Genomic DNA, 19,927 nt, shown 5'->3' with positions numbered 1-19,927 from the left:
CATCACCTTTCTCTGGCCGCAGCTTCTGTGGTTGCTGTTGGCCCTGCCGCTGCTGCTGCTGGGCTACCTGTGGCTGCTGCGCCGGCGCCAGCAAACGGCGCTGCGGTTTGCCAGCCTAGCCATCGTGCGCGAGGCCATGGGCAAAGGCCCAGGCTGGCGTCGGCATGTGCCCCCGGCGCTGTTGTGGCTGGCGCTGGCTGCCATGCTGCTGGCCTCGGCGCGGCCCATGGCCAGCATCGTGCTGCCGTCGCAACAGCAGACCATCATTTTGGCCATGGATGTGTCGGGCAGCATGCGCGCCACCGACGTGGAGCCCAACCGCCTGGAAGCCGCGCAAGCCGCCGCCAAGGCGTTTCTGGCCGAGCTGCCGCGCCATGTGCGCGTGGGTATCGTGGCGTTTGCCGGCACCGCGCAGGTGGTGCAGCCCATCACCCTGAGCCGCGAAGACCTGGTGGCCGCCATCGACAAGTTTCAGCTGCAACGCGCCACCGCCATCGGCAGCGCCATTGTGGTGGCGCTGGGCGAGCTGTTTCCGGGCCAGGGGCTCGATCTGGCCAGCCTCACCTATGGCCGCAACAGCGACCCGTTTGCGCCCCAGGGCCGTTCGCTCGAACAGGCCCGCAAAGACCAGCAGCCCCCGGCGGCGCCCGTGCCGCCGGGCTCTTACACCTCGGCGTCCATCATTTTGCTCACCGACGGCCAGCGCACCACCGGCGTGGACACCGCAGAAGCCGCCCAACTGGCCGCCGACCGGGGCGTGCGCGTCTACACCGTGGGCATTGGCACGGTGGACGGCGAAGTGATCGGGTTTGAAGGCTGGTCCATGCGGGTGCGGCTGGACGAAGACACGCTGAAAAGCGTGGCCCGCACCACGCAGGGGGAATACTTTTACGCCGGCACGGCTGAGAACCTCAAGCAGGTGTACGAGTCGCTCAGTACCCGGCTCACGGTGGAGAAAAAGGAAACTGAAATTTCGGCTCTGCTCGCGCTGCTGGCTTCGGTGCTGGCGCTGCTGTCGGCCGGCTTGTCGTTGTTCTGGTTCAACCGCGTGCTTTGACCGCGTTGCCCTGACCTGCGTCAAGGCCGCCGCGCACGCGGGCGGCACAATCGCTTCCCATGAATGAACATGTGGTGGTCGCCGGTGGCGGCATTGGGGGCTTGGCCTGCGCGCTGGCGCTGGCCCGGGCCGGGGTTTCGGTGGACGTGCTGGAGCAAACCAGCGCCTTTGGCGAAGTGGGCGCGGGCCTGCAACTGGGGCCCAATGCGGTGCGCGTGCTGCATGCCTGGGGCCTCACAGACGAGCTGCAGGCCTGCGCCGCCTTTCCCGAGCTGCTGTGGGTGCGCGATGCACACAGCGGCCAACGGCTGGGGCAGCTGCGCCTGGGTGCCATGGCCCTGGCCCGCTACGCCCAGCCCTACGCCACCCTGCACCGCGCCGACCTGCACGGCCTCTTGCTGCGCGCCGTCCAGCAAGAACCCGGTGTGCGCCTGCACCTCAACACGCGTGTGGCCGCTTATGAGCAGACGGCCGATGCCGTGCAAGTGACGACCGAAAGCGACACGACGCTGGAGGGGCAGGCCCTCATTGGCAGCGACGGCTTGTGGAGCCGTGTGCGGTCGCAGATGCTGGGCGCGCAGCCGGTGCGCGCCAGTGGCCACCTGGCCTACCGGGGCATGGTGCACCGCGACGACCTGCCCGCCGCGCAGCGCGACAACGCGGTCACCGCCTGGCTCGGCCCGCGCCTGCATGTGGTGCATTACCCCGTGCGCAGCGGCGAGTGGTTCAACGTGGTGGCGGTGGTGCACGGTGTGCTGGGCCAAGGCCATGGCGGCCCGGTGGGCAGCGACCCGCAAAGCTGGAGCCATGAAGCCCAGGCGGCCGACCTGAAACGCGCACTTGGCCCGGCCTGCAAAGACCTGATGACCATGATCGATGTGGTGAAGGGCTGGAAACTGTGGGCGCTGAACGACCGCGCGCCCATGACCGGCCCGCATGAGCACGCGCACGGCCGGGTGGCGCTGCTGGGCGATGCGGCCCACCCGCTGCGCCCTTACCTGGCGCAAGGCGCTGCTATGGCCATAGAAGACGCCTGGACGCTCGGCCGCCTGCGCGATGCCGCACCCGTGGCAGACTGGCCCGACCTGCTGGCGCGGTACGCGCAGACCCGCTGGGCGCGCAACGCCCGCGTGCAAAGCCGCTCGCAGCGCAACGGCACCATTTTTCATGCCAGCGGCCTGCTGCGCTGGGGCCGCAACAGCGCCATGGCCCTGCTGGGCGAAGGTCTGCTGGACAATGCCTGGCTGTACGAGGGGCCGCCCGACCCGCTCGACTGACCTGCCCACCGACACCCTGACCGAGAGAGACACCATGAACGCCACACACTGCCCCAACCGCCGCCAAGCCCTGGTTGTTGCTGCCACCCTGGCCAGCGCCTGGGCGCTGCCCACCGCGCAGGCCCAAACCACCTGGCCCAGCCGGCCGCTGAAAATCGTGGTGGGTTTCCCCGGGGGTTCGTCGCCCGACCTGATGGCGCGTGCGCTGGCCGAGCCCCTGTCGCAGGCGCTGGGCCAGCCCGTGGTGGTGGACAACCGCCCGGGCGCCGGTGGCAACATTGCCGCCGCCCTGGTGGCCCGCGCCACCGACGACCACACCATCGGGCTCATGATCAACGGCAACATGACGATCGCCAAGATCCTCAACCCGGCCACAACCTACGACCCCTTGACCGACCTGGCGCCGGTGTCGCTGCTGGCGGTGTCGCCCCTGGTGCTCACCGTGCCGGCCAACACCCCCACCAGCGGAGCCGGGTTTTTTGCAGCTGCGCGCGAGGCGGGCGACCGCTGGAACTACGGCACCCCCGGCGTGGGCACGGTGGCGCACTTGGGCATGGAACTGCTGAAAGGCCGCGCCGGCCTGGCGCCGGTGCATGTGCCTTACCAGGGCAATCCGCAGGTGATTTCGGCCATGTTGGGTGGCCAGATCCAGATGGCCTTGCTGCCACCGGGCCTGGCCCTGGCCCAGGTGCGTGGTGGCACCTTGCGCGCCATCGGTGTCACGTCGCGCGGGCGCAGCAGCGTCGCGCCCGAACTGCCCAGCCTGGCCGAGCTGGGCGTGCGCGACATGCAACTGGAAATCTGGAACGCGGTTGCAGCGCCCAACAGCCTGCCCAAGGCCCATGTGAACCGCCTGGCCACCTTGTTGACGGACATCGTGCGCCGCCCTGAAATTCGCCAGACCATTTTGAACCAGGGCTGGCAGGTGGCGGGCACCTCGCCCGAGGGGCTGGCGCAGCGCGTGCGGGCCGACACGGCCGCCATGACCGACGTGATCACCCGCAACAACATCCGGCCCTGAGCCAGCAGCGGTGATCCGGTTGGGCGGGCCTCAGCCCGCCGAAGCCAGCGCGCCCGCGCCGGTTTTGATGGGCATGATGTGCAGCATGCTCAGGTCCATGCACAGTTGCAGCGATTGGCCCGGCACCAGCGGGCCCACCTGCGGGCCGGTCAGCATGATCTGAAAGCTGGCCTGGGGTCCGTCCAGGCATTGCAGGCGCAGCAGCCACACATCGCCCAGGTGGCGCAGCGTGACCACCCGCACCTGCAGGCTCAGGCCGTTGGGTGGTGGCGCGCTGGACGCAGCGGTTTCGTTACACAGCCGCAAGCCTTCACCCGGCACCACCCAGGCCACCGACTGCCCCGGCTCAATGCGCCCTTTGTCGCGCACCGGCAGGTGCATGGCAGCGTCGCCGGTGCCCCAGCGCAGCCAGCCGGTGCCATCGGGGCTGTTGGCGTCGGGCCCCAGCCACACGCCGTCAAAGCGGTTGGCAATGCCCACGATGTCGGCCACGCGGGCGTTGCGCGGGGCGCGGTGGATGGCGTCGGCGCGGCCTTGCTGCAGCACCGCGCCTTCGGCCATCACCACCAGTTCGTCGGCCAGCAGGCGGGCTTCGTTCAGGTCGTGGGTGACCAGCACCATGGGCACGGCAATGTCTTCGCGCAGCTCGGCCAGCAGCGCATACAGCGTTTGCCGGTTCATCTGGTCCACGGCTGAAAACGGCTCGTCCAGCAGCAGCACGGCCGGCTCGCGCACCAGCGCGCGCGCCACGGCCACGCGCTGTTGCTGCCCGCCCGAGAGCTGGGCCGGGCGGCGCTGCATGTGCTCGGCAGTGAGGCCCACGCGGCGCAGTATGTCAAGCGCGCGGGGCAGGCGATCTGGCCCACGCAGGGGCAGGGCCACGTTGTCCAGCGCGGTCATGTGGGGCATGAGCGCGTAGTCTTGAAACACCAGACCCACGTTGCGCTGCTGTGGCGGCACCCACAGGCCTTGTGCGGTGTCGCACCAGCAGGCGCTGCCCACGTTGATGCGGGCGTTTTGCGGCTTCATGAGCCCGGCGATGGCGCGCAGCAGGGACGTTTTTCCCGCGCCCGACGGCCCCACCAGCGCCACCAGCTGGCCCGGCGCGCACTGAAAGCTGCCCGCCAGGCGCATGGGCAGGGCTTGGTCGATGCTGACCTGCAGGCTCATGGTGTGGTCTCTGGGCGGGGGCGGCCAAGCCGGCGGCTGGCCAGCAGCGACGCCGCGATGGCCAGCAGCGAAATGAGCAGCAGGGTGAGCGACATGGTGTGCGCAGCGCGCGTGTCAAACGCCTGCACCCGGTCGTAAATGGCGATGGCGATGGTTTGCGTTTCACCCGGGATGCTGCCGCCCACCATGAGCACCACGCCGAATTCGCCCAGCGTGTGGGCAAAGGTCATGACCGCTGCCGACATGATGCCGGGCCACACGAGTGGCAGGTCCACCTTGGTGAAGCGTTCCCAGGCCGAGAGGCCGCACACCAGCGCCGCTTCGTGCAGGCTGGGGGGCACGTTTTCATAGGCCCGCTGCAGCGGCTGCAGGGCGAAGGGAATGTTGAACACCAGCGAGGCAATGAGCAAACCGGTGAAGCTGAAGGTGAGCTGCACACCGAAGAGTTGCTGCGCCAACTGGCCCAGCGGCGAGCTGTTGCCCAGCCCCACCAGCAGGTAGTAGCCCAGCACCGTGGGCGGCAACACCAGCGGCAGCAGCATGGCGGCTTCGACCCAGATTTTCCAGCGCGCGGGCGTGCGCGCCAGCCAGCGGCCGAGCCACAGGCCCAGCGGTAGCAGCAGCGCCACCGTGGCGCCGGCCAGCTTGAGCGAGAGGGTGAGGGCGGTCCAGTCCATGCGCCGTCAGGGGGTCTTGGCGGCGGTGGGCTGGGTGAAGCCGTGGCGGCGCAGCACGGCCTGGGCGGCGGGTGTTTGCAGGTGGGCGTAAAAGGCGCGGCTGGCGGCGTCGGCACCGCGCACCAGCACCATGCGCTGGCGCAGCGGCTGGTGCCAGCTTTCGGGAATCAGCGCAAAGCTTCCCAGCGCCGACACCGCAGGCGCCAAAGCCAGCGAATACGCCACGATGCCGCCTTGCGTGCTGCCCGAGGTGGCGAACTGCGTGGCTTGCGAAATGTTTTCGCCCAGCACCAGCCGCGGCTGGATGGCCGGCCACAGGCCCGCGTGTTGCAGCGCTTCCATGGCCCGCGTGCCGTAGGGCGCGTGTTCCGGGTTGGCAATGGCCAACTTTTTCAGCCGCCCGTCTTTCAGCGCCAGCGCCAGGTCTTTGAGCTCACCGTCGGCCTTCAGCGGCGAGCCCTTGGGCACCATCAGGCCGATGCGGCCCACGGCATACAGCACGCCCCGGTCTTCGGTTTTGCCAGCATCGGCCAGCTGAAACACAAAGTTTTCATCCGCCGACAAAAACAGCTGGTAGGGCGCACCTTGCAAAATTTGGCGGTAAAAATTGCCGGACGACCCAAACACCAGCCGCACCGGGCTGCCGCCCGCTTTCTGGTGCAGCGCGGCCACTTCTTCCAGCGCAAACTTCAGGTCAGAGGCAGCCACCACCACCGGCTGCGCGCGTGCTGCCGAAGTGCCCCACGCCACCGTTGCTGCGGCCAGCCAGCCGACCACTACCAACAACCGGCGGCGAGACGGGATGAAAGGACGGAGGTGCTGAGAGGATGGCGTGCTCATCCGGCCATTATCACCAGCCGTGCGTTACAGGTCGGTACGCAGGCGCCAGATTTCGGGGAACAGCACCACGTCGAGCATCTTGCGCAGGTAGCTCACACCGCCGGTGCCGCCGGTGCCGCGCTTGAAGCCAATCACGCGTTCCACGGTGGTGACGTGGCGAAAGCGCCAGAGGCGAAAGGCGTCTTCCAGGTCGGTGAGTTCTTCGCCCAGCTGGTACAGGTCCCAATGGTCTTTGGGGTTGCGGTACACCTGCAACCAGGCTTGTTGCACCGCGTCGCTGGCTTCGTAGGGCTGGGTCCAGTCGCGTTGGGTGTGGCTGGCGGGCACCGCCAAGCCACGCCGGGCCAGCAGGCGCAGCGCTTCGTCGTACAGCGACGGGGCTTCATACGCTGCCTGCACCACGGCCAGCAGGTCGGGCCGGTGCGCGTGGGGCTTGAGCATGGCGGCGTTTTTGTTGCCCATGGCGAACTCGATGCAGCGGTACTGGTGGCTCTGGAAGCCGCTGGACTGGGCCAGGTAGGGCCGCAGGGCGCTGTATTCGGGCGGCGTCATGGTGGCCAGCACGTCCCAGGCGTGTACCAGCTGTTCCATGATTTTGCTGACACGCGCGAGCTGCTTGAAGGCGGCGTTCAGCTCGTCGCTGGCGATGTTGTTCACCGCGGCGTGCAGCTCGTGCAGCATCAGCTTCATCCAGAGTTCGCTGGTCTGGTGCTGCACGATGAACAGCAGCTCGTCGTGCGCGGGCGACAGCGGTTTTTGGGCGCCCAGAATGGCGTCGAGCTGCAGGTAGTCGCCGTAGCTCATGCGCTGGCTGAAGTCGAGCTGGGCCTTTTCTTCAGCGACGATGGCTTCGGTGGCGTGCGCGGCGGGGGCTGTCGATGAAATGGGGTTGTGTGGGCAGGCCATGGGGTGTCTCCGTTCGCCCTGAGCTTGTCGAAGGGCTTGTGCAATGCTGGGTTGAGAGGGCTTCGACAGGCTCAGCCCGAACGGCGGTTTGGATGAAACGGCATCAGGTGACGGCGTGTTGGCGGTTGAATTCGGGGCGCTGCCATTCGCCACTTTCCAGCACCTGCTTGAGGTGTTCCACCGCGTGCCACACCTCTTCAAAGCCGATGTAGAGCGGGGTGAAACCAAAGCGCAGGATGTCCTTGTGGTTGCCGCCGTCGCCCGCTCGGTAGTCACCCACCACGCCGCGCGCAATCAGCGCCTGCACGATGGCGTAGGCGCCTTCGTCCCGTGTCAGACAGACTTGTGAGCCGCGTTCAGCGTGCGCCCGTGGAGTGGCCAGGCCCAGGCCGTGTCCTGCGCAGCGCTCTTCCACCAGCGTGATGAACAGGTCGGTGAGCGCCAGCGACTTGGTGCGCAACGCGGCCATGCCACCGAGCGCTTCGGCGGCGGTGAACACGTCAAGCCCGCAGTCCAGCGCGGCCAGGCTGATGATGGGCTGGGTGCCGCACTGGTAGCGGGTGATGCCGGGTGCGGGCTGGTAGTCGGGCGTGAAGGCAAACGGAGCCGCATGGCCCCACCAGCCGGCTAGCGGCTGCCAGAAGCGGTTGGCGTGTTTCGGGTTCACCCATACGAAGGCGGGGGCGCCGGGGCCGCCGTTGAGGTATTTGTAGCCGCAGCCCACCGCGTAGTCGGCGCTGGCGCCGCTCAGGTCCACCGGCACGGCGCCTGCGCTGTGCGCCAGGTCCCACACCATCAGTGCGCCGGCGGCGTGGGCGGCGGCAGTCAGGGCGGCCATGTCGTGCATGGCGCCGGTGCGGTAGTTCACATGGGTGAGCATCAGCACCGCCACTTGCTCGTTCAGCGCGCCCGCGATCTCTTCGGGCTCGACCAGCACCAGCTCCAGTCCGCGCTCTTTGCACAGCGCCTCGGCAATGTAGAGGTCGGTCGGGAAGTTGCTGCGCTCGCTCACGATGCGCTTGCGGGCCGGGCTGTCCACCGCGGCCATATTCAGCGCGGCGCTGAGCACTTTGTAGAGGTTGATGGACGTGCTGTCGGTGGCCACCACCTCGTTGTCGTCCGCGCCAATGAGCCGGGCAATTTTGTTGCCCACTTGCTGTGGCAGGCTGAACCAGCCGTTTTTGTTCCAGCTTTGAATGAGGTCGGTGCCCCATTCGCGGGCCACGACATCTGCCACCCGCGCCGGGGTGGCGGCCGGCATCACGCCGAGCGAATTGCCGTCCAGGTAAATGGTGCCATCGGGAATGCTGAACAGCTGGCGAAGGCTGCGCAAAGGGTCTTGGGCGTCGAGTTGGATGCAGTCTTGCTGGGTGATCATGGGGGCTCCGTTGGCAGGGGTTTAAAGCGCTCTGAGCACCGCGCGCACAGGGCTGGCGTCGGCGGTGGTGAGCTTCAGGGGCAGGGCAATCAACTCGTAGTCGCCTTCGGGCACATCGTCGAGCAACAGGTTTTCCAGCACCCGCAGGCCGCGCTGGCGGATCACCTGGTGGCTGAGCAGCGCCTTGCTGTCGGCGGGGTCGATGCTGGCGCTGTCGATGCCGATGAGCTTCACACCCAGGTCGGCCAGCAGCGTGACGGTTTCGGGAGCGAAGGCGGGCAGGGTGTCGTCAAAGTGGTCTTGCGGCTGGCGCTCGTAGACCCGCACCAGCACGCGCTCCGGCAGGTTTTCCATGGCGTGCGCAAGGTGCGCGGGCTGCACAAGCGGGCCGCAACCGATGGCGTGAACCACCCGGCAGGGGCCCAGAAATGCGTCCAGATTCACCGCGCCGATGGCTTCGCCCTCGGGGTCGTAGTGCAGTGGCGCGTCGGCGTGGGCGCCCACGTGGGGAGACAAGGTGATGGCACTCACGTTCACCGGGCAACCGGGCCCGATGCTGGCGACCCAGGTTTGTGCGTACGCCGTGTCACCCGGAAAAACCGGTGCAGCCGCGTGGATGGAGGGGGAGATGTCCCAAAGCTTTTTCATGGTGCCGTGAAGGTAGCACCGGCCAAAAAACCGTGGTGTCGGTTATTTCCAACAAGCTCTGAAAATGTTTAGGTCTGAAGCAGTTGGTGTTTCAGTGCGAGCCTGAGAGCGGTGGCAGACCGTGGCGTTGGCGCGCCCGCTCGCAGGCGTCGCTGCCCTCTTCAAACTCGCGGCAGGGCGAGGGGCGCCATTCGTAGATGCCGCAGCCGATCTTCACGCCCAGCTTGCCGGACAAGGCGGCGCAGCGCGGGGGCGAGTGGTCGGTGCCGCGCATGCGGCAGGTGCTGGCAGTCACTTCTACCGCCAGCCCGTCGGGCACCGCGCCGCCCTCGGCCTGGGTTTCAAACACCGAAAAATCAACCCGGAAACTGGCGCAGCAGGCGCCGCAAGATGTGCAGGCAGACATGGGTAGATCGGGGCGGGTGTCAGTGGCTGGGCGGTGTGGCGCTTTTCGCTGCCAGTTCGGGCGCGCTGTACACCAGCACCTTCAGCGAGCGCTCGTCCGACACATCGGCAAACGCCGTCGGGTTGGGCAGGCGCTTTTCGAACACGAGTTCGGGCGCGGCTTCCTGCATCTGGTCGCGCAGGAAAGCGGTGCTCAGCTCGGGCGCGTTCAGACACAGCAATACCCGGCCGCCGGGGCGCAACAGGTCGGGCAGGCGGCGCATCAGCCGCAGGTAGTCTTTGGTGGCTACAAAGCTGCCTTTCTGGTAGGTCGGCGGGTCCGCCACGATCAGGTGGTAAGGCCCGCTGCGGGTGATCTTGCCCCAGGTTTTGAAGATGTCGTGGGCCAGAAAACTGGCGCCGGCCTGCAGCCCGTTGAGCGCGTGGTTTTGCTGGCCAATGGCCATGGCGCCCGCGCTCATGTCCACATTCACCACCTGCTTGGCACCGCCTTGCAAGGCCGCCACCGAAAAAGCGCCCGTGTAGGCAAACAGGTTCAGCACCTTCTGGCCTGCCGCTTGCGCGCGCACCCATTCGCGGCCTTCGGCCATGTCCAGAAAAAGACCGTGGTTTTGTCCCTTGAGCACGTGCACCAGGTAGCGCGCGCCCCGCTCGCTCACCGCGTGCGGCTGTGGCACAGCGCCGGCCATCAGGCGGGATTCGGTCTGCCCGGCCTGGCGGCACTGGTAGACCCAGTTCAGGGGCTCGTCGGGTCGCAGCTGGGCCCACCGGGCGGCCAAGGCGCTGTGGACCAGGGCCAGCTCGTCGTCTGTGGCCGGCTGAAAGCTGGTGAGCAGCCAAACCTGCGGAAAAGCATCCAGCGCCCACTGTTCGCAGCCCGGGTGCAAACCACCGCGGCCATGAAAAATACGCCCAGCGTCGGTGGGAGCGTCCATCTGTGTGATGGCGTCGAGCAAGGCTTGCATGGGTTTCCTGTTGGGGGCGGGCCTCACGGCCGACCGTGTTGGGATTTCCGGGTGTCCAGAGAATCAGAGATCAGAGCCGGCCCAGCAGCAGGTACTCCATCAGGGCTTTCTGCGCGTGCATGCGGTTTTCGGCCTCGTCCCAGACCACGCTTTGTGGCCCGTCGATCACCTCGGCGCTCACTTCTTCCCCGCGGTGCGCGGGCAGGCAGTGCATGAACAAGGCATCGGGCTTGGCCACGGCCATCATGGCCTCGTCCACGCACCATTGGGCAAAGGCAGCGCGGCGCACTTCGTTTTCGGCTTCATAGCCCATGCTGGTCCAGACGTCGGTGGTGACCAGATCGGCGCCCGCGCAGGCTTCCTTGGGGTCTTTGAAGACTTTGTAGCAACCGGGGTTGCCGATGCCGGCGAGCTGAGGGTCCACTTCGTAGCCGCTGGGCGTGCTCACGTGCACCGTGAAGCCCAGCAACTCGGCGGCCTGCAGCCAGGTGTTGGCCATGTTGTTGCCGTCGCCCACCCAGGCCACCACCTTGCCTTTGATGGCGTCCAGCGGGTTGCCGCTGGCAGCGGGGCGGTATTCGACCAGGGTGAACAGGTCGGCCAGGATCTGGCAGGGATGGAATTCGTTGGTCAGGCCGTTGATGACGGGCACGCGCGAGTGCGCGGCAAACGCTTCGATCTTGCTCTGCTCAAAGGTGCGGATCATCACCAGGTCGACCATGCGGCTGATGACCTTGGCGCTGTCTTCAATCGGTTCTGCTCGGCCTAACTGGCTGTCGCCGGTGGTGAGGTGCACCACAGAGCCGCCGAGTTGGTACATGCCGGCCTCAAAGCTCACGCGGGTGCGGGTGCTGGCCTTCTCGAAGATCATGGCCAGGGTGCGGTCCGGGTCGGCGAAAGGCTGGTGCTTTTCAAACGCCTTGAACTTGGCCTTGATGAAGGCTGCGCGCGTGAGCAGGTAGGCGTATTCGTCGGCGCCCAGGTCTTTGAACTGCAGGTAGTGCTTGAGGTTCATGGCGGCATTCATTCTGAGAGAAACGCGTGGATCAGTGGCAACAAGATGGCGGCCACTTCGTCGGCCTCGGCGGTGGTCATGATCAGTGGCGGCACGATGCGGATCACGTTGTCAGCGGTCACGCTCAGCAGCAGGCCAGCGTCGGCCGCGCGTTGTGTGATCACGCCGCAGGGCTTGGCGAGTTCAATGCCGATCATCAGGCCCTGACCGCGAATGTCCTTCACGCCGGCCAGCCCTTGCAGGCCGGCCTCGAGCGCTGCATGCAGGTGGGCGCCCACGGCCGCAGCGTTGGCCAGCAGGCCGTCTTCTTCCATGATGCGGATGGTCTCAACCCCGGCGCGCATGGCCAGGGGGTTGCCGCCGAAGGTGGTGCCGTGGTTGCCCGGCTGAAAAATGTGGGCCGCCTTGGGCCCCGCCACCACGGCGCCAATAGGCACACCTGAGCCCAACCCTTTGGCCAGCGGCATAACGTCCGGCTTGATACCGGCCCACTGGTGCGCAAACCACTTGCCGGTGCGGCCCATGCCGCACTGCACTTCGTCAATCATCATCAGCCAGTCGCGGGCGTCGCACAGCGCGCGCAGGTCTTGCATGTAGCCCACCGTCATCGGGTTCACACCGCCTTCGCCCTGAATGGCTTCAAAAAACACCGCCACCACATTCGGGTTGCCTTCGGTCGCTTGTTTCAGCGCTTCAATGTCGTTCACCGGCACGCGAATGAAGCCTTCCACCAGCGGGCCAAAACCAGCCTGAATTTTCGGGTTGCCAGTGGCTGAGAGCGTGGCAATGCTGCGGCCGTGAAAGGCTTTCTCGTAGACCACGATTTCGGGGCGCTCAATGCCTTTGTCGTGCCCGAATTTGCGCGCCAGTTTCAGCGCCGCTTCGTTGGCTTCCAGGCCAGTGCTGCAGAAAAACACGTTGGTCAGGCCAGAGCGCTCCACCAGCATTTGCGCCAGGCGCTCCTGGTCGGGCACGTGGTAGTAGTTGCAGCAGTGCATCATTTTGGCCACCTGCTCCTGCAGCGCAGGCACCAGCTTGGGGTGGCCGTGGCCCAGCGTGTTTACCGCGATGCCGGCCAGCGCGTCCAGGTATTCCTTGCCGTTCACGTCCCAGACGCGGCAGCCTCGGCCGTGCGACATCGCGATCGGCAGTCGGCCGTAGGTGTTCATCACGTGGGGCGAGGCGGCGGTGGTCAAGGCAGCAGACATGCAGGACTCCAGTGGAGAGGGGCCAAAAAGAAAGCGGCTCAACGAAGGTTGAGCCGTTGAAAAGCGATTTTAGAGGCAGCTGCGGGCATCATCATTGCTTGTTGCGCATCGCTGCCATGCGGATGCCCTCACAAGCTGGCAGACTGCCTTGAGGTCGGGTAATCCCTAGTCTCAGGTCTTATATAAGATATAATACCCAGCGCCCACCCTGGCGAGCGATCCTCGTTCTGGTGGTGTCAATTTTCCCTTCCAGGGCCCTCCATCCGAAGGCTTCCCCGATGGTTTCACCAACTGCCAAGCAAGTGTTCATTCAGGGCGTCACGCTCAGCGGCCGCACCTTTCGTCCCAGCGACTGGGCCGAGCGCCTGGCGGGCGTGATGAGCCAATTTCGCCCCGGTGGCGCCCAGCCTGGCAGCCATCTGAGCTACTCGCCTTGGTGCGTGCCCAACACCATCAACGGCATCAAGTGCGTGGTGGTGCATGTCGATTTGCGCGAAGAAGAGCCCATGGCATGGGACTTTTGCATGAACTTTGCGCGCGACAACGAACTGCAAGTGGTGGAAGCGTGTCTGCTCGACACGCCGCCTGCCTGAGCCATCCAGCCGCTGTTTTCAGGCGCCGGTGGTGTCGTCAGCGCCTTGCAGGGGCTTCACTGCGTTTCTTGACAGCCGCTCGCGCAAGCGGCGGTTGCGCGTCCAGCGCGTCTTGAGTACCCACAGCGCACTGGTCAGAAAGTAAATAAACAGCCCGCTGGCTGTGGCCACGATGGCCAGGCCCACCACCAGCGGCTTGCCGACGGTGCCGAGGTAGGTCACCCAGGCGCGCATGCGCTCGGTCCAGCTCTCTTTTTCGGCGGGCAAGGCCTCAGCCTTTTCCAAAATTTTGACGGCTTTCTTTTCCGACACATCTTCTTCACCCAGCACCCATTTGCCCAGACGGTAGGCGCCGTAATAGACCGGCCCAAATGTCACTGGATTGGTGACCAAGGTGCTCGCCACCGCCATGGGCAGGTTGGCGCGCAACAGCACCGCCACCGTGGCGGAGAAAGGGATCTGGGCCACCGGGATCAGCAGACCAAAGAAGATGCCCAGCGCCAGGCCCAAGGCAATGCCTTTGCGGCTGAAGTGCCACAGCCTGGGATGGTGCAGCACCGGGCCCATCCAGCGAAGCCAACGGTTGTTGCGCAGCGTCTCTGGTGTCGGCAGCAGTTGCTTGAGCTTGTGTTTCATCCGTTGAGGAAATGCGTTGTGACTTTGGCTAGCTTTTGATTCTCGCTGAAGCCACAGGGTCGCGCCGTCTGCGGCGACAATCCTCCCATCATGATGCAGCTACAGGACATTCTTTTTTCTCAGGGCTTCGGCACACGCCGCATTTGCTGTGGCCTGGTACAGCAAGGGCTGGTGCAGGTGGGGGCCGATGGCGCGACCTGCACCGACCCCACCGTAGCCTTCGAAGAAACCGGCCTGGTGTTTCGCGTCCAGGGTGAAATCTGGCATTACCACGCGCTGGCCTACCTCATGCTGCACAAACCCGCGGGTTACGAATGCTCCCAAAAGCCCAGCACCTACCCCAGCATTTACACCCTGCTGCCCGGCCCGCTGCGCAACCGGGGCGGCGGTGCGGCTGCGGGCGTGCAGGCGGTGGGTCGGCTGGACCAGGACACCACAGGCCTTTTGCTGTTGTCCGATGATGGCAAGTTCATCCACCGCATGACCTCGCCCCGCCACCATGTGCCCAAGGTCTACGAGGTGCAGGTCAAGCACGCGCTTGACGATCGGCAGGTGGCCCGGCTGCTTGAGGGCGTGGTGCTGGACGACGACCCCAAGCCGGTGCGTGCCGCAGCCTGTGCGGCGCGCGGCGACACCCACCTGCAATTGACGCTGACCGAGGGCAAATACCACCAGGTCAAGCGCATGGTGGCCGCGGTGGGCAATCGGGTAGAGGGTTTGCACCGTTCCTCCATTGGCCCGGTGGTGCTGCCGGAAGACCTTTTGCCGGGGCAATGGCGCTGGCTCACTGCTGAAGAAGTGCAGGTGCTGACGCAGAAAGTGCCGGTCAAAACGCCCGTGTGAGCCCAGCTGCTGCTTGAGCCTGGCTGGGTTCAGAGCAGGTCGCCCCGGCGGCTGTCCAACGGCATCAGGAACGAGTTGTCGTCCTGCCACTGCGAGTTGAAGTCGCTGCGCAGCCCACCACTGGCGCTGTTGGGCCAGTTGGACAAGGGCGCGAAATCACTTTGGCGGTTGCTGCGCTGGCGGGTCAGCACGGTTCTCAAATTGGTTTGCGCAGCGATGATGGCCCGCTCTTCTTGCTCGCGTTCGCGCATCGCCTGGGTGGTGGGTGATTCGCCCAAAAACTCGGCGCGGATCTCGGCCACCGTGGGCAAGCTGCCCGAGCGCACCACCCAGTAGGGCAGGCCGCATTGGGTGAGCAGTGAGTGCTTGAGGCTGCGGGCGCTGCGTGGCAGGCCGGCGGTGCCGGGCACGTCCACGCAGCCCACCACCCGGCCGTCTGCTTTGCAGATGGTGAAAGTGCAATACACACTACCGAGCAGTCGGTACCAGTGCATGCCTTGTTCGCGATCGCGCGGCAGCGTGAAGCGCGTCACCGGCAACTTGATCATGACGTGGTGGTCGTAAAACGCCCTGGCCAGCCAATGCCAAACCCGCGCTTCCTCGCTGTTGGCGAGCGCGCGGGTGTTCAGCGGCCAGTGTTTGGGTATGCGGCGCTTGGCGCGGGCCTGGCGGGCCTCCCAGGCGCGGTGGAGCACGGCGCCCAGCGCCAGCAGCGCGGGAGCCAGCACAGCCAGCAGCCATGGGTTAGACCAGTTGTTCATATTGTTTGAAAGTACCCGAATTTGTATCAAAGTGTATGGATTTCGCCGCACCTCGGGTTGCTTTTGGCAGGCTTGTGCGAGCCATTCCCGTGATTTCTTTGTGGTTTTGCAGCCGCTTGAAGGCTGCGCACCGGTCTTTGGGCCGGCGGTGGGGCGTTTTTTCAGCGCACCAGCCCCCAAGCCTGCAAGCGGCTGGCGGCAAACTGGGCGGCCTGGCCTTGCCGTGTGAGGCGCAGGTAGTGGGCGTAATGTTGAGCAGCTTGCTGGCGGTTGCCCATGCCTTCGAGCGAAACGCCTTTTAGAAAGGTGATGCCAGGATCGCCAGGCAGTTGCCGGTCGTAGCGGTCCAGGCCCTCAAAGGCGGCGGCTGGGTCGCGCAGGCTGAGCGCGAGCACGCCCGAGAGTTTGTGGGCTTGCGCCTCTTGGGGGTAGATGGCTTGTGCCGTTTGGGCAAACTGGCGGGCCTGGGTGCTTTTGCCTTGGGCTTGCAGGCACTGTGCCATGCGGAAATGGGCGGCGTAATCGCGCGGGCTCAGTTTCAGCGCCGACTCAAAGTGGCGCTGCGCCTGCGCAAGCGCTTTGGCCGCCATGGCCGACTCGCCCTGTTTGCACGCGGTGATGGCCGGTTTGATGCGGCGCAGGCTGGCGGTGCTGTCCATGAAGCGTTCGCGCTGCAGCGGTGCCTTGGCGCTGCTGGCGTAGCGGGTGGCGGCCAGTTGTGCGGCGGTGTTGCGGCGCTCGGTGTTCATGGGGTGTGACGAAAACAGGGTGGACACCAGGCTGGGCGCAGCTTTTTCCTCGTCCACCAGCAGTTGGTGCAAGGCGGTCATACCTTGCGCCGGGTAGCCCGCGCGCACCAGGTATTCCTGGCCCAGTGCGTCGGCCTCGCGTTCGTGGTCCCGCGAATAGCTTGAGAGCAGGGCGCTGGCGCCAATCTGGCTGCCCAACCCCACCAACTGGCCCCACTGAGCGTCTTGCACGGCCACGTTGAGTCCCACCACGGCCGCCTGCGCCACCAGCGCCTGGCCTTGGCGCTGCGCCGCGTGCCGGGCGTTCACATGGCCCATTTCGTGGCCGAGCAGGGCGGCCAGCTCGGCTTCGTTGTTGAGCTCGGTCAGGATGCCGCGCGTCACGCCCATGGCTCCGCCGGGGAAGGTGTACGCGTTGACGTAGTTGGCATTGAGCACGCGGTACGAGTACGGCATGTCGGGTCGGTGGGTCATGCGGTGCATGCGCTGGCCCAGGCTGCTCACGTATTGGTTGACCGCTGTGTCCTGAATGGCGCCGAGGTCTTGCGAAAACTGGTGCGGCGCAACCTGGGCGTCCACCTGGCGCTCCTGTGCCTCGCTCATGCCCACCACAATGGTCTCACCCGTGACGGGGGACTGTGCGCAGCCCTGCAGGCTGACCAGCGACGCGCCCACCGAACTGGCTCCGAGGAGCCACATGGCCTGGCGGCGGGTGATTCGGTTGTGGCGGAGGGTGGTGGCCAGTTGCTGCGAGATACCGGGGTGTGTGGGCATGATCAAACTTTTAGTAGCCTGAGATTGTGACCACGGTAGGGAAGGCGCGCCATCCCGCAAATGGGGGAGCTATGTGGTTTTGGCGAGAAACTGCACAACCGCTTGCGTGAGCGCAACGGGCTGGTCGCGGTGCGGGCTGTGGCCGCAGTTTGGAAAGGCTTGCGTCAGTGCGTGGGGGCAGGCGCGCGCAATCTCGTGCAGTTGCTCGAGCGTGCCATATTCGTCTTCTTCGCCTTGTAACGCCAGCAGCGGTGCCTGAATGTTTTCGCAGTCGGACCGTATGTCAAAGCGTTGAAACGCCTCGCTGAGCCAGACATCGTTCCACTGCCAGAACGCGTTGTCCACATCGGCGTGGTAGCGCCCCAGCCGCGCACGCAACCCGCGTTCGGTGCCGTCGCTCTCATACAGCTGGCGCGCCTGGGCAATGGCGCGTATTGCCACATCTTCCACCACCACATGCGGCGCAATGGCCACACAAGCGCTCACCGGGTGGCGGCTGGCGTGCAACAGCGCAATGCTGGCGCCGTCTGAGTGCCCCACCAACACCGGGCGCTGCACACCCAGCTGCTTCAGCAGCTCGGGCAGCACCACCCAGGCTTCCTGGTGCATGTAGTCGGGTTCGTGGCGCCCGACATGCCAAGCGCCTTGCCAGCGCGAGGGGCCGCGCACGTCAGCCACCGGGTCGGACTGGCCGTAGCCGCGGCGCGAATACACCCAGCCCGCGCGGCCGGTGGCCTGGCACAGCTCGGTGGGCCAATGCCGACCGCGCTGGTGCCACATGGCCACGCTGCCCAGACCTTCGTGCAAGAACACCAACGGCGCGCGGTCGTTCGGGCCGTCGATGTGGGTGATTTCTAGTCGAACGCCCTCGATGGTGATGCTGTTCATATGTGTGTTTGGTGCTGGCGACCAAGGCCGTACCGCGGGGCATCCGGCTGCCGGGTAGTGGCCTTCGTGGCCGGTTGAAAGCCTGTATTCTTGCAGCCATGAGCCTGTTGTTTGATTCCTTTTGGCGTGCCGTGGCCTACTGCATGCACCCCCGCGTGATCGCGCTGTCGTTTCTGCCGCTGATCCTGATGGTGGCCTTGTCGTTTGGGCTGGGTTATTTTTTCTGGGAAGGCGCGGTGGCCTCGGTGGCTGCCTGGCTGGAGGCTTATGAGCTGGTGCAGGCGTTTCTGAGCTGGCTGGAGCGGCTGGGCATGGGTTCGCTGCGCACGGTGTTTGCGCCGTTGTTGGTGCTGGTGCTGGCTACGCCGGTGATTGTGTTGCTGTGCCTGCTGCTGGTGGCCATGTTCATGACGCCCGCCATGGTGGAGCTGGTGGGACAGCGGCGCTACCCCGCGCTGGAGCGCAAGCGCGGCGGCTCGCTGCTGGTCAGTGTGCTGTGGTCGCTGGGCTCCACGCTGCTGGCGGTGGTGGTGCTGGTGGTGTCCATGCCCCTGTGGCTGGTGCCGCCCCTGGTGCTGATCCTGCCGCCCCTCATATGGGGCTGGCTCACCTACCGGGTGTTTGCGTTTGACGCGTTGGCCGTGCACGCCAGCAGCGAAGAGCGCAAGCAGATCCTGCGCGAAAACCGCAGCACTCTGCTGCTCATGGGCGTGCTCAGTGGTTATCTGGGTGCAGCGCCCAGCCTGTTGTGGGCTTCGGGCGCCATGTTCATCGCGCTGGCACCGCTGCTGGTGCCGGTGGCGATCTGGATCTACACCCTGGTGTTTGCTTTTGCCTCGCTCTGGTTTGCGCATTTTTCGCTGACCGCCTTGCAGCGCCTGCGAGCCGCGTCAGGCGTGGAGGTGCTGGACGCAGAGCCCCGCGAAGATCCGCCGCCGCAAGCCGCGCCATTTCAAGACGCCCAGCCGCTGACCGACAGCACCCCCCATTTGCCACCGCCCGACCGATCAGGTGCCCCTTGACCATTGCCCACAACCCCTTCACCCAACCCGCCTTTGGTCTGATCATCATTGGCGACGAAATCCTGTCCGGTAAGCGTGCCGACAAGCACCTGCCCAAAGTCATTGAACTGCTGGCCGCGCGCGGCCTTTCGCTGGCCTGGGCGCGTTGCGTGGGCGACGACCGCCAGCGCATCACCTCGGCCTTGGAAGACGCTTTTGCCAGCGCCGACGTGGTATTTTCCTGCGGCGGCATTGGTGCCACCCCAGACGATCACACCCGCCAGTGCGCGGCAGCAGCGCTCGGGGTTGAACTGGCTTTGCACCCGCAGGCCAAGGACCTGATCGAGCAGCGCATGCGCGACATCGCCACCGAACAGGGGCAAACCTTTGATCCGACCCGCCCCGACAACGTGCACCGCTACAACATGGGCGTGTTTCCCTTGGGTGCCCGCATCATCGAAAACCCATACAACAAGATTCCTGGGTTCAGTTGCGACGGCCCGGGTGGGGGCACGGTGCACTTTGTGCCCGGCTTCCCCGTCATGGCCTGGCCCATGATCGAAGCCGTGCTTGACGGCCAATACGCCCACTGCCAGCGCCAGGGTGCCTGGCTCGAACGCTCCGTGGTGGTGATGGGTGCCATGGAAGCGGCGCTGACCCCGCTGATGGAGCGCATTGAGGCGGTGCACGCGGTGAAGGTGTTCAGCTTGCCCAGCGTGGACCACCCCACCTACGGGCGCCATATCGAGCTGGGCGTCAAGGGCGCTCCCGAAGCGGTGGGTATGGCTTTTGTCGATTTGCTGGCGGGGCTGCATGACCGTGGTGCGCAGCTGGGCCCCGAATTGGTGCGATCGTAAAATGCGCGTTTATGGTGCATCTTTGACGATCTGCACCATTTAAGTGCATTGCGGGTTGATTCGGCGCACTGCGTGCCCCTTTTGAGCTGCAAAGCCGTACCTTCGCGGGCTTTTTGCGTCGACTGCACCACGGGCTGCGCGATAATTTCAACCTCGAAGATGGTCGGCTTGGCGGCTTCGGCGCCATGCTCAAGGCCTTGGCACATAAACTGCTTATCCACACCGTCCCCTTAATTTCCACTTACCCAGTTACAGGAG

General features: G+C 65.7%; 21 protein-coding genes. 7 read left to right on the top strand and 14 right to left on the bottom strand.

The features are described from left to right. Window position 1: 1 nt before the first annotated feature. Genes AC0GNR_RS04370 through AC0GNR_RS04360 form a run of 3 tightly spaced genes read left to right on the top strand, consistent with a single transcriptional unit; the run spans window position 2 to window position 3,355 of the window. Window positions 2-1,057, top strand: coding sequence for a VWA domain-containing protein (locus AC0GNR_RS04370; RefSeq protein ID WP_472899888.1), 1,056 nt, complete (start codon window positions 2-4; stop codon window positions 1,055-1,057). Window positions 1,058-1,116: 59 nt separating this feature from the next. Further along, window positions 1,117-2,334: an FAD-dependent monooxygenase gene (locus AC0GNR_RS04365; RefSeq protein ID WP_472899781.1), complete on the top strand. Its 1,218-nt coding sequence runs from the start codon at window positions 1,117-1,119 to the stop codon at window positions 2,332-2,334. A gap of 34 nt (window positions 2,335-2,368) precedes the next feature. Beyond that, complete coding sequence (locus tag AC0GNR_RS04360) at window positions 2,369-3,355, top strand: Bug family tripartite tricarboxylate transporter substrate binding protein (RefSeq protein WP_472899780.1); 987 nt, start codon at window positions 2,369-2,371, stop codon at window positions 3,353-3,355. A gap of 30 nt (window positions 3,356-3,385) precedes the next feature. Here AC0GNR_RS04360 and AC0GNR_RS04355 read toward each other — a convergent pair whose 3' ends face one another. From AC0GNR_RS04355 to AC0GNR_RS04310, 10 genes are all read right to left on the bottom strand, one after another. Beyond that, complete coding sequence (locus tag AC0GNR_RS04355) at window positions 3,386-4,525, bottom strand: ABC transporter ATP-binding protein (RefSeq protein ID WP_472899779.1); 1,140 nt, start codon at window positions 4,523-4,525, stop codon at window positions 3,386-3,388. Continuing rightward, entirely contained in the window at window positions 4,522-5,202 is a 681-nt protein-coding gene (modB, locus tag AC0GNR_RS04350; RefSeq protein WP_472899778.1) for a molybdate ABC transporter permease subunit, read from the bottom strand. The genes AC0GNR_RS04355 and modB overlap by 4 nt, the downstream gene beginning before the upstream one ends. Window positions 5,203-5,208: 6 nt before the next feature. Further along, the gene (gene modA / locus AC0GNR_RS04345) at window positions 5,209-6,042 is read right to left on the bottom strand and encodes a molybdate ABC transporter substrate-binding protein (RefSeq protein WP_472899777.1); all 834 of its coding nucleotides are present in this window, start codon (window positions 6,040-6,042) and stop codon (window positions 5,209-5,211) included. 24 nt (window positions 6,043-6,066) lie between these two features. Next, entirely contained in the window at window positions 6,067-6,948 is an 882-nt protein-coding gene (kynA, locus tag AC0GNR_RS04340; RefSeq protein ID WP_472899776.1) for a tryptophan 2,3-dioxygenase, read from the bottom strand. 103 nt (window positions 6,949-7,051) lie between these two features. Beyond that, complete coding sequence (gene kynU, locus AC0GNR_RS04335; protein WP_472899775.1) at window positions 7,052-8,326, bottom strand: kynureninase; 1,275 nt, start codon at window positions 8,324-8,326, stop codon at window positions 7,052-7,054. Between the two features lie 21 nt (window positions 8,327-8,347). After that, entirely contained in the window at window positions 8,348-8,974 is a 627-nt protein-coding gene (kynB, locus tag AC0GNR_RS04330) for an arylformamidase (protein WP_472899774.1), read from the bottom strand. Between the two features lie 91 nt (window positions 8,975-9,065). Next, window positions 9,066-9,380 (bottom strand): YkgJ family cysteine cluster protein, encoded by a 315-nt coding sequence (locus AC0GNR_RS04325; RefSeq protein WP_472899773.1) that lies wholly within the window; start codon window positions 9,378-9,380, stop codon window positions 9,066-9,068. A 19-nt stretch (window positions 9,381-9,399) separates the two neighbouring features. After that, window positions 9,400-10,344 carry a class I SAM-dependent methyltransferase gene (locus AC0GNR_RS04320; protein ID WP_472899772.1) on the bottom strand — a complete coding sequence of 315 codons (945 nt, stop codon included), beginning with the start codon at window positions 10,342-10,344 and terminating at the stop codon, window positions 9,400-9,402. A 70-nt stretch (window positions 10,345-10,414) separates the two neighbouring features. Then, window positions 10,415-11,371: an ornithine carbamoyltransferase gene (argF, locus tag AC0GNR_RS04315; RefSeq protein WP_472899771.1), complete on the bottom strand. Its 957-nt coding sequence runs from the start codon at window positions 11,369-11,371 to the stop codon at window positions 10,415-10,417. Next, complete coding sequence (locus AC0GNR_RS04310) at window positions 11,368-12,567, bottom strand: acetylornithine/succinylornithine family transaminase (RefSeq protein WP_472899770.1); 1,200 nt, start codon at window positions 12,565-12,567, stop codon at window positions 11,368-11,370. The genes argF and AC0GNR_RS04310 overlap by 4 nt, the downstream gene beginning before the upstream one ends. Before the next feature lie 278 nt (window positions 12,568-12,845). Between AC0GNR_RS04310 and AC0GNR_RS04305 the strand changes: the two genes are divergently transcribed. Further along, a complete protein-coding gene (locus AC0GNR_RS04305) occupies window positions 12,846-13,160 on the top strand; it encodes a DUF3579 domain-containing protein (protein ID WP_472899769.1) in 315 nt (104 codons plus the stop codon). A gap of 18 nt (window positions 13,161-13,178) precedes the next feature. Here AC0GNR_RS04305 and AC0GNR_RS04300 read toward each other — a convergent pair whose 3' ends face one another. Then, complete coding sequence (locus tag AC0GNR_RS04300) at window positions 13,179-13,796, bottom strand: DUF2062 domain-containing protein (RefSeq protein ID WP_472899768.1); 618 nt, start codon at window positions 13,794-13,796, stop codon at window positions 13,179-13,181. Window positions 13,797-13,889: 93 nt separating this feature from the next. On the opposite strand from AC0GNR_RS04300, the gene AC0GNR_RS04295 reads away from it, so the two are divergent. Then, a complete protein-coding gene (locus AC0GNR_RS04295) occupies window positions 13,890-14,639 on the top strand; it encodes a 16S rRNA pseudouridine(516) synthase (protein ID WP_472899887.1) in 750 nt (249 codons plus the stop codon). A 29-nt stretch (window positions 14,640-14,668) separates the two neighbouring features. On the opposite strand, the gene AC0GNR_RS04290 is transcribed toward AC0GNR_RS04295, so the two are convergent. The 3 genes from AC0GNR_RS04290 to AC0GNR_RS04280 form a co-directional block, all read right to left on the bottom strand. Next, complete coding sequence (locus AC0GNR_RS04290; RefSeq protein WP_472899767.1) at window positions 14,669-15,400, bottom strand: DUF2726 domain-containing protein; 732 nt, start codon at window positions 15,398-15,400, stop codon at window positions 14,669-14,671. A 161-nt stretch (window positions 15,401-15,561) separates the two neighbouring features. Beyond that, the gene (locus AC0GNR_RS04285) at window positions 15,562-16,923 is read right to left on the bottom strand and encodes a M48 family metalloprotease (RefSeq protein WP_472899766.1); all 1,362 of its coding nucleotides are present in this window, start codon (window positions 16,921-16,923) and stop codon (window positions 15,562-15,564) included. 69 nt (window positions 16,924-16,992) lie between these two features. Further along, window positions 16,993-17,811 carry an alpha/beta fold hydrolase gene (locus AC0GNR_RS04280; protein WP_472899765.1) on the bottom strand — a complete coding sequence of 273 codons (819 nt, stop codon included), beginning with the start codon at window positions 17,809-17,811 and terminating at the stop codon, window positions 16,993-16,995. Window positions 17,812-17,909: 98 nt separating this feature from the next. Between AC0GNR_RS04280 and AC0GNR_RS04275 the strand changes: the two genes are divergently transcribed. Further along, window positions 17,910-18,833: an EI24 domain-containing protein gene (locus tag AC0GNR_RS04275; protein WP_472899764.1), complete on the top strand. Its 924-nt coding sequence runs from the start codon at window positions 17,910-17,912 to the stop codon at window positions 18,831-18,833. Further along, complete coding sequence (locus AC0GNR_RS04270; protein WP_472899763.1) at window positions 18,830-19,669, top strand: competence/damage-inducible protein A; 840 nt, start codon at window positions 18,830-18,832, stop codon at window positions 19,667-19,669. The genes AC0GNR_RS04275 and AC0GNR_RS04270 overlap by 4 nt, the downstream gene beginning before the upstream one ends. Window positions 19,670-19,927 lie beyond the last annotated feature (258 nt).

Source organism: Hydrogenophaga sp. LT287, assembly GCF_055702805.1.
Note: the sequence above shows the minus strand (reverse complement) of the source record. Positions and strands in the feature narration are given on the sequence as shown.

Excerpts from the sequence above, each read along its gene's own strand:
- AC0GNR_RS04365 (WP_472899781.1), top strand. The coding sequence starts at position 1,117 with ATGAATGAACATGTGGTGGTCGCCGGTGGCGGCATTGGGGGCTTGGCC.
- AC0GNR_RS04360 (WP_472899780.1), top strand. The coding sequence starts at position 2,369 with ATGAACGCCACACACTGCCCCAACCGCCGCCAAGCCCTGGTTGTTGCT.
- AC0GNR_RS04355 (WP_472899779.1), bottom strand. The coding sequence starts at position 4,525 with ATGAGCCTGCAGGTCAGCATCGACCAAGCCCTGCCCATGCGCCTGGCG.
- modB (WP_472899778.1), bottom strand. The coding sequence starts at position 5,202 with ATGGACTGGACCGCCCTCACCCTCTCGCTCAAGCTGGCCGGCGCCACG.
- modA (WP_472899777.1), bottom strand. The coding sequence starts at position 6,042 with ATGAGCACGCCATCCTCTCAGCACCTCCGTCCTTTCATCCCGTCTCGC.
- kynA (WP_472899776.1), bottom strand. The coding sequence starts at position 6,948 with ATGGCCTGCCCACACAACCCCATTTCATCGACAGCCCCCGCCGCGCAC.
- kynU (WP_472899775.1), bottom strand. The coding sequence starts at position 8,326 with ATGATCACCCAGCAAGACTGCATCCAACTCGACGCCCAAGACCCTTTG.
- kynB (WP_472899774.1), bottom strand. The coding sequence starts at position 8,974 with ATGAAAAAGCTTTGGGACATCTCCCCCTCCATCCACGCGGCTGCACCG.
- AC0GNR_RS04325 (WP_472899773.1), bottom strand. The coding sequence starts at position 9,380 with ATGTCTGCCTGCACATCTTGCGGCGCCTGCTGCGCCAGTTTCCGGGTT.
- AC0GNR_RS04320 (WP_472899772.1), bottom strand. The coding sequence starts at position 10,344 with ATGCAAGCCTTGCTCGACGCCATCACACAGATGGACGCTCCCACCGAC.
- argF (WP_472899771.1), bottom strand. The coding sequence starts at position 11,371 with ATGAATGCCGCCATGAACCTCAAGCACTACCTGCAGTTCAAAGACCTG.
- AC0GNR_RS04310 (WP_472899770.1), bottom strand. The coding sequence starts at position 12,567 with ATGTCTGCTGCCTTGACCACCGCCGCCTCGCCCCACGTGATGAACACC.
- AC0GNR_RS04305 (WP_472899769.1), top strand. The coding sequence starts at position 12,846 with ATGGTTTCACCAACTGCCAAGCAAGTGTTCATTCAGGGCGTCACGCTC.
- AC0GNR_RS04300 (WP_472899768.1), bottom strand. The coding sequence starts at position 13,796 with ATGAAACACAAGCTCAAGCAACTGCTGCCGACACCAGAGACGCTGCGC.
- AC0GNR_RS04295 (WP_472899887.1), top strand. The coding sequence starts at position 13,890 with ATGCAGCTACAGGACATTCTTTTTTCTCAGGGCTTCGGCACACGCCGC.
- AC0GNR_RS04290 (WP_472899767.1), bottom strand. The coding sequence starts at position 15,400 with ATGAACAACTGGTCTAACCCATGGCTGCTGGCTGTGCTGGCTCCCGCG.
- AC0GNR_RS04285 (WP_472899766.1), bottom strand. The coding sequence starts at position 16,923 with ATGCCCACACACCCCGGTATCTCGCAGCAACTGGCCACCACCCTCCGC.
- AC0GNR_RS04280 (WP_472899765.1), bottom strand. The coding sequence starts at position 17,811 with ATGAACAGCATCACCATCGAGGGCGTTCGACTAGAAATCACCCACATC.
- AC0GNR_RS04275 (WP_472899764.1), top strand. The coding sequence starts at position 17,910 with ATGAGCCTGTTGTTTGATTCCTTTTGGCGTGCCGTGGCCTACTGCATG.